The organism is Shinella sp., from assembly GCF_049651085.1.
GTDB lineage: Bacteria > Pseudomonadota > Alphaproteobacteria > Rhizobiales > Rhizobiaceae > Shinella.
Genome location: NZ_JBASBL010000007.1, coordinates 51,086 through 63,468 on the forward strand (window position 1 = coordinate 51,086; position 12,383 = coordinate 63,468).

The 12,383-nt window shown below is 64.1% G+C and carries 11 protein-coding genes; 3 read left to right on the forward strand and 8 right to left on the reverse strand.

Annotation, left to right across the window (positions count from 1 at the left end):
- Positions 1 to 42 precede the first annotated feature (42 nt).
- Positions 43 to 3,597, reverse strand: coding sequence for a bifunctional diguanylate cyclase/phosphodiesterase (locus WA950_RS03500; protein WP_424550293.1), 3,555 nt, complete (start codon positions 3,595 to 3,597; stop codon positions 43 to 45).
- Between the two features lie 281 nt (positions 3,598 to 3,878).
- Between WA950_RS03500 and WA950_RS03505 the strand changes: the two genes are divergently transcribed.
- Positions 3,879 to 4,139, forward strand: a complete 261-nt coding sequence (locus WA950_RS03505; RefSeq protein WP_424550294.1) for a DUF1344 domain-containing protein — start codon at positions 3,879 to 3,881, stop codon at positions 4,137 to 4,139.
- 15 nt (positions 4,140 to 4,154) lie between these two features.
- On the opposite strand, the gene WA950_RS03510 is transcribed toward WA950_RS03505, so the two are convergent.
- The 4 genes from WA950_RS03510 to WA950_RS03525 form a co-directional block, all read right to left on the reverse strand.
- Positions 4,155 to 4,736, reverse strand: a complete 582-nt coding sequence (locus tag WA950_RS03510) for a histidine phosphatase family protein (RefSeq protein ID WP_424550295.1) — start codon at positions 4,734 to 4,736, stop codon at positions 4,155 to 4,157.
- A 19-nt stretch (positions 4,737 to 4,755) separates the two neighbouring features.
- Entirely contained in the window at positions 4,756 to 5,574 is an 819-nt protein-coding gene (fabI, locus tag WA950_RS03515) for an enoyl-ACP reductase FabI (RefSeq protein ID WP_424550296.1), read from the reverse strand.
- Positions 5,575 to 5,761: 187 nt separating this feature from the next.
- The gene (locus tag WA950_RS03520; RefSeq protein ID WP_424550297.1) at positions 5,762 to 6,808 is read right to left on the reverse strand and encodes a DnaJ C-terminal domain-containing protein; all 1,047 of its coding nucleotides are present in this window, start codon (positions 6,806 to 6,808) and stop codon (positions 5,762 to 5,764) included.
- A gap of 102 nt (positions 6,809 to 6,910) precedes the next feature.
- Positions 6,911 to 7,363, reverse strand: a complete 453-nt coding sequence (locus WA950_RS03525) for an RT0821/Lpp0805 family surface protein (protein WP_424550298.1) — start codon at positions 7,361 to 7,363, stop codon at positions 6,911 to 6,913.
- Positions 7,364 to 7,408: 45 nt separating this feature from the next.
- Between WA950_RS03525 and pdxH the strand changes: the two genes are divergently transcribed.
- Complete coding sequence (gene pdxH, locus WA950_RS03530; protein ID WP_424550299.1) at positions 7,409 to 8,029, forward strand: pyridoxamine 5'-phosphate oxidase; 621 nt, start codon at positions 7,409 to 7,411, stop codon at positions 8,027 to 8,029.
- A gap of 24 nt (positions 8,030 to 8,053) precedes the next feature.
- On the opposite strand, the gene WA950_RS03535 is transcribed toward pdxH, so the two are convergent.
- Positions 8,054 to 9,109 carry a polysaccharide deacetylase family protein gene (locus WA950_RS03535; protein WP_424550300.1) on the reverse strand — a complete coding sequence of 352 codons (1,056 nt, stop codon included), beginning with the start codon at positions 9,107 to 9,109 and terminating at the stop codon, positions 8,054 to 8,056.
- A 268-nt stretch (positions 9,110 to 9,377) separates the two neighbouring features.
- Between WA950_RS03535 and WA950_RS03540 the strand changes: the two genes are divergently transcribed.
- Complete coding sequence (locus tag WA950_RS03540) at positions 9,378 to 10,283, forward strand: LysR substrate-binding domain-containing protein (RefSeq protein WP_424550301.1); 906 nt, start codon at positions 9,378 to 9,380, stop codon at positions 10,281 to 10,283.
- A 37-nt stretch (positions 10,284 to 10,320) separates the two neighbouring features.
- Here WA950_RS03540 and tldD read toward each other — a convergent pair whose 3' ends face one another.
- Together tldD and WA950_RS03550 are read right to left on the reverse strand one after the other, a co-directional pair.
- Complete coding sequence (tldD, locus tag WA950_RS03545) at positions 10,321 to 11,736, reverse strand: metalloprotease TldD (protein ID WP_424550302.1); 1,416 nt, start codon at positions 11,734 to 11,736, stop codon at positions 10,321 to 10,323.
- A 78-nt stretch (positions 11,737 to 11,814) separates the two neighbouring features.
- On the reverse strand, positions 11,815 to 12,345 hold the full coding sequence (locus tag WA950_RS03550) for an invasion associated locus B family protein (RefSeq protein ID WP_424550303.1): 531 nt from the start codon (positions 12,343 to 12,345) through the stop codon (positions 11,815 to 11,817).
- Positions 12,346 to 12,383 lie beyond the last annotated feature (38 nt).

Below are 12,383 nucleotides of genomic sequence, written 5' to 3' on the forward strand. Positions count from 1 at the left end.
GGAAAAACGAGGGGAGGGACAAGGGTTTCACGCGTCGCGGCGTTATGAAGCCAGGTTCCAGCGCATTTCACTGCCGAAGGCGAGGAAGGCGTCGCGGGAAAGCGGCCTTGCGAAGGCATAGCCCTGCAGGAGGTCGCAGCCGAGCACGCTCAGCATTTCGGCATGCTCCATCGTCTCCACGCCTTCCGCGACGATCTCGATGCCGAGCGAGCGGCCGATCTCGATGACCGAGCGTACCAGCGCCTGTTCGTTGTGCGAATACAGGATCGGCGCGACGAGCTGGCGGTCGATCTTGAGGCGCTTGGGCTTGAGCTTGAGAAGGCTGACGATCGAGGTATGGCCGGTGCCGAAATCGTCGATCTCGATATCGATGCCGAGCGCCTTGATGCGTTCGAGATTGGAGAGCACCACGTCGTCGCTTTCATCGAGGAAAATCGATTCCACCAGCTCGAAGGAAATCTGGCCGGGTTGGATAGAAAGGCCGGTGAGACTGTCGATCAGGCTCTCGTCGCGCAGTCGCCGGGCGGAGACGTTGACAGAGATTTTCGGCATGATCAGGCCCCGCGCCGCCCAGCGGGCGCAGTCGATCAGGGCCTTTTCAAGCATGATCCGGTCGAGCGTCGCCATGACGTTGAGGTCTTCGGCGATCTTCAGGAAGCGGTCTGGCGTCAGCAGGCCGTCGCGCGGGTGGTTCCAGCGGATGAGCGCCTCGGCGCCGGCGAGCCTCATCGTGCCGGCCTCGATCTGCGGCTGGTAGAAGGGCACGAATTCGTTGTTCTCTATGCCCGCCAGGATGTCGTCGGCGATGCGCTTGTTCGAAATGATCTCGGCCTGCAGCGCCTCGGTGAAGAATTCGTGCCGGTTTCGCCCGAGCGCCTTGGCGCGGTAGAGCGCGATATCGGCATTGACCAGCAGTTTCGCGGTGTTGATCGACCGGCCCTCGGCGAGCGCAATGCCGATGCTCACGCCGAAGCGGCACGGATGGCCTTCATATTCGATCGGTTGCTGCATCAGCGTGATGATTCGGCGGGCGAGCGTGCTGAGATAGGTCTCGTCGCTCGTATCGTCGGCCACCACGACGAATTCGTCGCCGCCGATGCGCGCCACGAGGTCGCCCTCGCGTACCGCGGAGCGCAGGACCTGCGAGGCATGCACCAGCAGCGCGTCGCCGGCCGCGTGGCCGAGCGTGTCGTTGATCTGTTTGAAGCGGTCGAGGTCGATGTGGAGAAGGGCGATGCGGGTGTCCGTCGTCGCACTGCGCTCGGCAATGCCGGTCAGCTCGTCGTCGAGCCTGCGCCGGTTGCCGAGCCCGGTCAGCGGATCGTGCAGCGCATTGTGCTCGATGCGGTCCTTGGTCTGCTCCAGTTCGACATTCTTGGCGTCGGCCTGTTCCTTCGCCGCCTTGAGGCTTTCCTTCAGGATCACGTCTTCTGTGACGTCGAAGGCAAGGCCGATGAGCTTGCGGCTGCCGCCGTGGCCATAGTGGATCTTGCCGACGGAGCGAACATGGCGGATTTCGCCGTCCGGCAGCAGGACGCGCGCCTCGTGCACATAGGGCGTTTCCTGCTCGGTGCAGCGCTCCACGTTCTCGATGGTCGCTGCCCGGTCGTCCGGGTGCAGGGCATCGAGCCAGGCCTGCCGCGACACGATGCCGTCCGTGAAGGTCAGCCCGTAGAGCTGGTGCATGCGCACGTCCCAGAAGGTCCGGTCGAGATCCAGATCGGCTTCCCACAGGCCGCACTGATAGGAATCGAGCGCGAGGTCGAGGCGGCGGGTCGTCTGCTCCAGCTCGGCGTTCTGAAGGTCGGATCGCGCCTTGGCCTCCTTGAGCCGGGCGGTCATCAGCACGTCTTCGGTGACGTCGAAGGCCAGGCCGACGAGCTTGCGGCGGCCGTCCGGCTCCACCTGCAGCTTGCCGACGGACTGGATGTGGCGGATGGTTCCGTCCGGGTGGACCACGCGCGAGGTGCGCTGGTACGGCACATCCTCCTCGATGGTGGCATTGGCCTTGCGCTCGGCCTCCACGCGGTCGTCCGGGTGAATGGCATTGATCCAGGCGGCATGGCTGATGCGCGCGCCGGTATCCTTGATACCGTAGAGCTGGTGCATGCGGGCGTCCCACAGCGTCAGCCCGTCATCGAGATCTGCCTCCCACAGGCCGCACCGATAGGACGCAAGGGCGAGGTCGAGACGCCGGGTGAGCTTGGCAAGCTCGGCGTTCTGCACTTCCGCATGCTCCTTGGCGCTCTTGAGCGCCTGGTTGAGCAGCACGTCCTCAGTAACGTCCCAGCTGATGCCGGTGAGCTTGTCTTCGCCGTTCGGCCCGATGAGACGCGAGCCGACATTGCGGATATGGTGCCAGCTGCCATCCGGCATGAGGATGCGGTATTGCGACCTGTAGTCATTGCCGCCGGCCCGGAGCAGTTCCATCTCGGCCTGCGCACAGGCGACGTCGCCCGGATGCAGGACGGAAAGCCATTCCTTGTCGTTCGGCGTCTCGTGTTCCGGGAAACCGTGCAATCGGTGCATCTGCGCATCCCAGCTGCGCACGCCCGTCGCCAACTCGATTTCCCAGATGCCGATCTTCGAGGCGTCGAGCGCGATGTCGAGGCGCTGCGAGAGCGATTTCACCTGCCGTTCACGCGCCCTGATCCGGGCGATGTTGCGCTGGCGCTCGCTGACAAGGCCGCCTGTCAGGAAGATCGGCACGATGATGACAAACGCGGCCGCGGCGATGCTCAGCCGAACCCGCGTGCGGTTTTCCGGCGGATGATTCCAGCCCTTTGCCGGAACGGCGGCCAGTTCCCAGCGACCGCCGGGGAAATCGAGCACCCGCACCACCGCATCGTTTTCGAAGACGGCGGCATCGCCGAAGAACGGGTCGACGATATTGTCGGGCACGCTCACGTCGCGAATGGCAAGCTCGATATTGGCATCGTGCTGCGGCATACCGGGCCGGATATGGCGGTTGGGCGCGATCAGGCCGGCATCGATGAAGAGCTTGCGCTCGTCGATCACCCCGTCGATATAGCCCCAGAAATGGTGCCGCGCCTCGTTGTTCGTGAAGACCGGCATGACCAGGTTGAAGCCGCGTCCGCCTTTTGCGAATTCCACGGGGCCGAGCATGAGCGGCCGGCCGAGAGAAAGCACCTCCTCGACCGAAGCGCGGAAGGAGGGGAAGCGATTGAAGTCGGTGCCGATATAGTCCCGGTTGTCGTCGAGCGGGAAGGTCTGCGTGACCCTCGCGTCCGGTGCGACGCCGATGCGGCGGACATGGGGATTCTGCAATATCAGCTTGCGCGCCAGGACGTCGAACTGCTGCGTCGCCTGCTCCGGCGCCACGGCGAACATGTTGGCGACGCTGCGCAGGGCGGCGATGTTTCTGCTGACTTCGCTTTGCAGGCGGGCGCTCACCAGCGCGAGGTCGCCCGAGACCTGGCTTTGCAGCTCCTTCTGGTAGGTGCCCTCATTCTGCCGCTCGTAGAGCATGCTTGCCGTGAAAATGACGCAACCCGCGATTGCTGCCGGAATGAGCGACGGTTTCGCCCATTCGGCAAGGGATTCCAGACGACGGCGGGTGGTTGCGGACAATGGCAAGAAGGAAGTCCCCGGTTGTGCCGCGACGGTAAGGTGGGCTTCCTTAAAATTGCATTTATGGCAGCTGGAATATCTGGGCTTATGCCGGGCCGCGTTTTGCTTTTGGTCAAGGAAGGCGGATGCTTGTCAGAGAATTCCGGGGAGGATGTGGCCTCGCTGCTTGATTCGCCAGCCCTTTCCGGCCATCCATTTGATTTGGGAGAACGGGCGAATTTCGCCATATTTGAGGGGCATCTGACGTGACCAGCAAGACGACTGATTCATTTCCAGGGGTTCGTAAGATGCGGATGCTGATCGCTGCACTGATGGCTACGGCCGTTTTCCTTTCGCCGCTCGCCGCCTCCGCGGAAAGCGCCGATGTCGAGGCCGTGATCACCAATGTGGACACGTCCAGCCTCAGCCTGTCGCTTGACGACGGCAAGAAGTATCAGGCGCCGGAAGAATTCAATTTCGAGGGTCTGGAGCCGGGCGTGAAGGTGCTGGTCTTCTACACGGAAGTCGACGGCAAGCGCGTCATCAACGATCTCGAAGTCGTCCAGTAAAAGCGGATCGGCTGGTCAGAGCCAGTGCATGCCTGTGTCGTCGAGGCGCAGGATGCGGTCCTGGTGGATCGGCGTATTGGCAGCCTCTTCCTCGTCCATGCCGTTGAGGCGAAAGGCCGCGCGGAACACGCCGCCGTGGCTGACGCACACCGTAGGCCGCGTAATGTCCCCGAGAAACGACCCGATGCGCCAGCAGAGGATCTCGTAGCTTTCGGCCGCTTCGCCCGGCGGTATGAAGTTCCATTTGGCGCGGGCGCGCTCTTCGACGCGTTCGGGCGTGCGCGCCTTCAGTTCCGCGAGCGTAAAGCCCTCCCAGTCGCCGAAGGAGACTTCGACGAGGCGCGGATCGGTGCGGTAGGAAAGGGGAGGGAGATCCATGGCGCGGCGCAGGATTTCCATCGTCTCACGGGTGCGCCCCAGCGGGCTCGCCACGAAATCGAAATCGGAAACCGTATCGCCGAGAATGCGCGCGAGGGCATGGCCGTTACCGGCCGCCTGGGCGCGGCCGGTGTCGTTGAGCGGGATGTCCTTCTGGCCCTGCAGCCTGCCTTCTGCATTCCACGCGGTCTGGCCGTGGCGGATCATGTAGATAAGCAAGGCAGTTTCCTGAAATCGATCAGTCCTTGATGACGGAAATGTCCGGCGCGTCCACGGCCTTCATGCCGATGACATGGTAGCCGCTGTCGGCGTGGTGCGTCTCGCCGGTCACGGAACGCGACAGATCCGAGAGCAGGTAGAGGCCGACGTCGCCCACTTCCTCGATGGTGACGGTACGGCGCAGCGGCGCATTGTACTCGTTCCACTTGAGGATGTAGCGGAAATCGCCGATGCCGGATGCGGCAAGCGTCTTGATCGGGCCTGCCGAGACGGCGTTGACGCGGATGTTCTTCGGGCCGAGGTCGACGGCGAGGTATTTCACGCTCGCCTCGAGCGCAGCCTTGGCGACACCCATGACGTTGTAGTTCGGCATGACCTTCTCGGCGCCGTAATAGGTCAGCGTCAGCATCGCGCCGCCGTCGGTCATCAGCTTTTCCGCACGGCGGGCGACCGACGTGAAGGAATAGACCGAGATCTGCATCGTCTTGGCGAAGTTGCCGGGCGTCGTGTCGACATAGCGGCCGGTCAGCTCGTCCTTGTCGGAAAAGCCGATGGCGTGCACGATGAAGTCGATCTTGCCCCACATCTTCTCGACGTTGTCGAAGACGGCGTCGATCGAAGCCTCGTCGGAGACATCGCAGTCGCCTGCCAGCACGGCGCCGATTTCGGCGGCCAGAGGCTCGACGCGCTTCTTGAGCGCATCGCCCTGATAGGTGAACGCGATTTCGCCGCCCTGGGCGTGGATAGCCTTGGCAATGCCCCAGGCGATGGAGCGGTTGTTGGCGACGCCCATGATGACGCCGCGCTTGCCCTTCATCAGACCAGATGCCTGAACCATGGTTTGCTCCCTGATATCTGAAAGCAATTCCAGCAAGAGTGTAAAGTGGTGCTGCGTTCGGAATTGCTTGAAATAAGTTGAAAGTGCCTATGGCATAGGCGGCAATCCGGTTCAAGCGCGTGAGGGTTCAGGAACTGTTAGCATCCGTAACAATGGGTGCATCTTTCACGGAACGATCATAAATCGATTAGAGATAGAGCCCTTCCCGTAGCGAGCGCATCAGGTCGATCATCTTCGCATCCGGCTTCTCCCACAGGAGAAGGCGGATTTCGGCGACGAGATCGCCGCGTTCGCCGTTGTCCTTGACGAGACCTTCCCCCTCCAGGCGGATCGTCTGGTCGGAACCGGACCATGCCGGAACCGTGACCGTGAGCGGGCCGAGCGGACCGTCGATCGTCGTCTCGCAGCCGAGCACGGCGTTCTCGATGGTGATCGGCAGGTCGATCCTGAGGTCGAAGCCGTCGGTGCGGAAGCGGCCGGGCGCGACGCGCACGGTGATCACGGCGTCGCCGCGCTTGAGGTTCTCGATACGGTGGCCGGCTTCCTTGAGGCGGATCACCTGGCCGTCGGACGTTCCCGCGCCGATCGGCACCCGGATCGTCTGGCCTTCCGGCGTCTCGACGGTGGGGCGCACGCGATTGAGGATATCCTCGACCGTGACGGCGACGGTGGCCACGAGGTCGGGCGCCTTGTCGAGCTTGGCGCGGCCGCCGCGGATACGGCGAATGATGGCGGAGATGAGGGCGGCGGCCGGTGCGCCGCCGCGTGCCGGCATGGCGTCGACGGCCGCGGCGTCATCCACAGTTTTCCGTGCGTCCTGCATGGGCGCGCCGTCTGCCTGGGCCTGCGGTTGCGGGCGGGCCTGGCCCTGCTGCCGTGCATCGGCCTGCTGGCTGCGCGCATCCACTCCGAAGATGCGGGAGATCATGTCTTCTGCCGCTTCGTCCGACGTGCGGGGAGCTTCGGCCTTTGTCTTGCGCTCGGCCTGCTGGCGGCGCATCTGCTCCATGCGGCGGAACTCGGCCTCGCGCTGCTGGCGGTCGTAGCGGCTGCGCTTGTCCGGATCGCGCAGCAGATCGTAGGCGCGGCCGGCTTCGGTGAAGCGAACGGTCGCCAGCGGGTCGTCGTGATTCTGATCCGGATGCACGGCCTTTGCCACCGAACGCCAGGCGGCCTTGATTTCCTCCTGCCCGGCGTTTCGCTTCACGCCGAGGACCGAATAAGGATCACGCATAACTTCCACCCGCTTCCGTTTTACCGTCCATGGTAGCGATGAACGTCCTAACCGGTGGTTACGGGTCAGGGTTGAAAAATTGCAAACATGCGCGCGGAGGGCTCATCCCTGGCGATCGAAGGCCAAAAGCAGCCATTCGCCGGAATTTCCGAGGCACGTGCGGCCGCTGAAATTGGCGATGCCCTGATAGGAATGTTTTGTCGTGACGAAATCGCGGCAGGTGCGGCCGTTATTGTCGTGGTTTTCCGCGATGCTGCTGATGACGCCGGCGCTGCCCGAGGCCGAATTGGCCCATGGAATGGGGCTGCCGCCAGTGCGCAGGATATCGGCCGAGGAAACGGCGTTGCGCACGGTGATCTCGTCGGTCAGGCGTTCCGTATTGCCGTTCGTCACGGTGTTGGTGCGCACTGTCTTGTCGACATTGCTGTCCGAAAACATGTCAAGGCCGCTCATGCAGCCTGACAGAACCGCTCCGCAAATCATTGCGGCGGCGATACCGAGGCAGCATGTCCAGTATTGCTTTGTCTCCGGTCGTGTCTTTGCTATGACTTTCACTCCAGACTGCCTCACACAGCTAGATAGATCGGCATTGAATCGAATATGAGCGAAAATGCGTTAACAAGCGGTGACTTCACCGAGGAAAACGAACCCTATTCCCTGTTCGGAACCTGGCTCGAAGAGGCGGGCAAGAGCGAGCCGAACGACCCGAACGCGCTGGCGCTGGCCACCGTCGACGAGACGGGTCTGCCCAATGTGCGCATGGTGCTGCTGAAGGGTTTCGACAAGGAAGGCTTTGTCTTCTACACGAATTTCGAAAGCCGCAAGGGCGTTGAAATCCTCGGTGCGCGCAAGGCGGCGATGTGTTTCCACTGGAAGTCCCTGCGGCGACAGGTGCGCGTGCGTGGCGATATCGAGATCGTCACCGATGCGGAGGCGGACGAATATTATGCAACGCGCCCGCGCGGCAGCCGTATCGGCGCCTGGGCGTCCAAGCAGTCCCGCCCGCTCGAAGGCCGTTTCGCGCTGGAAAAGGCGGTCGCCGAATATACCGCGCGCTATGCGATCGGCGACATTCCCCGTCCGCCGCACTGGTCCGGCTTCCGCCTGAAGCCCGTCTCCATCGAGTTCTGGCACGACCGCCCCTTCCGCCTGCACGACCGCGTCGAATTCCGCCGCGCGGAGGACGGCAAGGGCTGGGACAAGGTTCGGATGTATCCGTGACCGGCGGCGCGGTGCGGCGGCAAGCTACCGCCGCATCAGCTTGAAGGGGATGCCCGAGGCAAGGGCGCCGACATATTTGGGCTTCTGGTAGAGCCCGTTCAGCGAGATGCGGGGGATTGCGGTCGGCGTGTCGAAGGAGCGCGCCGAAAGCGTGCCGGGCTCCGTCGTCACGGCGACGCGGAAGCCGAGGTCGCTGGCAAGGCGATGCTCGCGCGGCGAGACGGCGGCACGGTCGCCATAGGGATAGGCGAATGTTTCCGGACGCTCGCCGATGATCGCAGCGATCTGCTCGGCCGATTGGTCCATCTCGCGGCGTGCTTCCTCGTCGGAGAGCCGCGCCAGGGCGCGGTGGCTGACCGTATGGCCGCCGATGGAGGCGAGGGGATTGAGCGCCAGGCTCTTCAGTTCCGGTTCGCGCATGACGAGCCGTTCGGTGATCATCAGCGGGTCAATGTCATGCGCTCTCGCCACCGTATCGAGCTTCTCGATCGCGACGGCCTCTTCCACCTCCGACTGGATGAAGCGCACGAAGCGGCTGTAGGCCGCCTGTTTCAGATCGGGCGTGGCAAGCGGCATGGTGACGGGGCCGGAACCAAAATCGAATTCGAGATGCGGGGCGGCGCGCAACAGCTCTGTCAGCGTTTCCCACCAGATGCCATGCGTCTTGCAGGCAAGGCCGGGCGCGACGAAGACCGTGAACGGCACCTTGTGGCGGGTGAAGACCGGCTGGGCATGCAGTGCATTGTTGCGGTAGCCGTCGTCGAGGGTGAAGGCGGCGAACCGCTCGCCGGCGCGCGCAATGGCCAGCCGTCCCGGCATGTCGGCCAGCGCCACGAACTGGTAGCCTTCCTCCTTCAGATGCTCGATCGCCGCGTCGAGGAATTCAGGCGTGATTTCCAGATGCGCATTCGGATCGAAGGCATGCGGCGCCTTGGGCCGCACATGATGCAGCGTGAAGATCGCGCCCATGCCGCGGGCCGACGCCATCAGCCCTGTCCGTTCGGCCAGACACGCGACTTCCAGTCCGCCCGTGATCACGGCGCGCTTCAGCCGCTGTCGCATGACGCTTTGGATCGGCATGTCTTGTTCTTCTTTCTTGGTGGTGTCTTTCAGCCGTTATCGCATCCGGTGGGTATCCGAGTGGTTAACAACGGCTTTCCAATGGCGGGGTGGCGCGGGCCGCCCGGTCTGAAAGGTGAGGATGCGGATGACCTCCATGAAGATCGCGGTGACGGAGCCGAACATGTGCCAGTCCTCCAGGGCTGTTGTATGGCCTGGATTGTCCGCTCGCTTGCCACCGCCGCTCAAACGAGTTTATCGTCGATTTCAGATAACTTGAGATTATGCCATGAGACGCGGCCGGCTGCCCCTGACGGCATTGAGGACATTCGAGGCGGCAGGCCGGCTCGCAAGCTTCACGCTGGCCGCCGACGAACTTGCCGTGTCGCAGGCCGCCGTCAGCCGGCAGGTGAAGGAGCTGGAGGGCGAGCTCGGCAAGCCGCTTTTCGAGCGGCGCCATCGCAGCGTCCGCCTGACGCCCGCCGGACAGGCGCTTCTCGACGTGCTCTCGCGTTCCTTCGATGCGATGGATGCAGGCCTTGCGGAAATCCGCGGCCGGCGCGGGAGAGGGGTGCTGGAGATCAGCGCCGAGCCCTCCTTCGCCGCCTGCTGGCTCGTGCCGCATCTCGACGATTTTCAATCGGACCACCCGGAGATCGACGTCGTCGTCGAATCCGACGGCCGGCTCATCGAGTTCCGCAGGCACGAGGCGGAGATCGCCATCCGCCACGGCACGGACGCGAACGCCTGGCCCCGCGTTCAGGCCGAGCGCCTTGCCGAGGTGGACATGGTGCCTGTGGTCATGCCCTGCCTGGTGGAGGACGGCCCGTTATTGAACGAGCCGGCCGACCTCCTAGCCTATACCTTGCTGCATGAGGAGAACCGCAGCGCCTGGCACCGCTGGTTTGCCGCCGCCGGCCTGCCGGACGCCTCGCTTGGGCGCGCCCAGATTTTCACGGACGGCAATCTGGTGCTGCAGGCGGCGCTGCGCGGGCACGGCGTTGCCCTGGTCGACCGTTCCTTCGCGGCCGGCGACATCGCCGAAGGCCGCCTCGTGCAGCCTTTCGCCCTTTCCATTCCCTACGGCGCCTATTGGCTGGTCGCGCGTGATTTCAAGCGGCTCTCGCCGGAAGCACGCGCCTTCCGGGCGTGGCTTCTCGATCGTATGGCAACGAAGGGCGGGGACGGCGTCTGAGCCGTGCTGTGCAACGCGTGCAGCAGTTGGGCGGACGCTAGGCCTTCGTACCGCCGACCGTGATCTGGTCCATCCTGAGATGCGGCTGGCCGACGCCGACCGGCACCCACTGGCCGGCCTTGCCGCAATTGCCGATGCCGGTGTCGAGCTTGGTGTCGTTGCCGATCATCGAGACGCGGCGCATGGCGTCCGGTCCGTTGCCGATCAGCATGGCGCCCTTGACCGGCGCCGTCACCTTGCCGTTCTCGATGAGGTAGGCTTCGGTGCAGCCGAAGACGAACTTGCCGGAGGTGATGTCCACCTGCCCGCCGCCGAAGGAGACGGCGTAGATGCCGTTCTTCACCGAGGCGATGATCTCCTCCGGCGTCTTGTCGCCGGAGAGCATGTAGGTGTTCGTCATGCGGGGCATCGGGCGGTAGGCATAGCCCTGCCGGCGGCCGTTGCCGGTCGCCTTCATTCCCATGAGGCGGGCATTCTGCCGGTCCTGCATGTAGCCGACCAGCTTGCCGTCCTCGATCAGCACATTGTAGGCCGAGGGCGTGCCTTCGTCGTCGACGGTGATCGAGCCGCGACGGTTGTCGATCGTGCCGTCATCGACCACGGTGACGCCCTTTGCCGCCACCTGTTCGCCCATCAGCCCGGCAAAGGCGGAGGTCTTCTTGCGGTTGAAATCGCCCTCGAGGCCGTGGCCGACCGCCTCGTGCAGCATGACGCCCGGCCAGCCGTTGGACAGAACCACGTCCATCGTGCCCGCCGGCGCCTCGACGGCATCGAGATTGACCAGCGCCTGGCGCAGCGCCTCGTCGGCGCCCGTCCGCCAGCTTTCCCCGGTGAGGAAAGCGTCGAAGGTCGTGCGCCCGCCGATGCCGTAGCTGCCCGTTTCCTGCCGGTCGCCTTGACCGACGACCACGGAAATGTTGACGCGCGTCATCGGCCTGACGTCGCTGACGCGGTGGCCGTCGGCGCGCAGGATATTGACGACCTGCCAGCTCGCGGCAATGGAGGCCGTGACCTGCCGCACCTTCGGATCCTTGCCGCGCAGATAGGCGTCGATCTCGGTCAGAAGCGCCACCTTCTCTTCAAAGGTCGGCGAGCCGATCGGATTGTCCTGCGTATAGAGGCGGCGATTGGTGCCGACAGGCGCATCGGCATAGTCGCCGGAATAGCCGCGCGTCACCGCGCCTGCCGCATCCGCCGCGCGCTTCAGCGCGGAAAGCGTCATTTCGCCGGAATGCGCATAGCCGACCGCTTCGCCGGCAACGGCGCGAAGGCCGAAGCCCTGGTCGGTATTGAAGCTGCCACCCTTGAGGCGGCCATTGTCGAAGGAAAGCGATTCCGCCTGCGCGTGCTCCAGGAAGAGCTCGCCGTCGTCGGCGCCCTTCAGCGTCTCCCTGAGCGCCGCCTGCACGGACGCCTCGTCTGCATCGAAAAGGGAAAGGAGGTCGGTGTTCATGGCAGGCTCCGCAGGCATTTGAATACGGGGTTCATGTAAGTCCCCCGGCGGCGGGCGGCAAGCCCGCCGGGCAGATGCTTACGGCAGCGCGTCGTAGCCTTCGCCGAAGCCCTTGAGATCGACGGGGATGCCGATGCCCTCTTCCGGCGACTGGAAGACGATGAAGGTGGCCGTCGCGCCGGAGCGGAAGGTCTTGAGGAGTTCTTCCTCCAGCACCACTTCCGCATAGCATCCGTCGGCGAAGCAGCGCACGAAATAGGCGCGGCCGATATCCTTGCCGTCGACATTGAGGCCGAGGCCGTTGGGCAGCAGCACGCCGAGCGGGGCAAGCACGCGCAGGATCTTCGCCTTGCGGTCGGCGGTTTTCAGCACGACGACGGAGAGGCCGAGTTCCGGCCGGTCCTCGGCAAGAACGTTCTGCATCAGCGCGCATTGTTCGCTGGAAGCGCCTGCCGGTTGATCACATACGATCGACCATGCGCCATGGTTCGATTTCACCGTGCCGGGCTGCTGTGCCGTTGCGGCCGACGGAAGCGCCGCCGCGCCGAGCGCTAAGACGGCAAGGCCGAATGCCGCCCGGGACAGCCGGGAAAGGGAGGGAGAGCCCATGAAAACCTCAAAATCTCGAATCAGTCGCGGTATCTTTG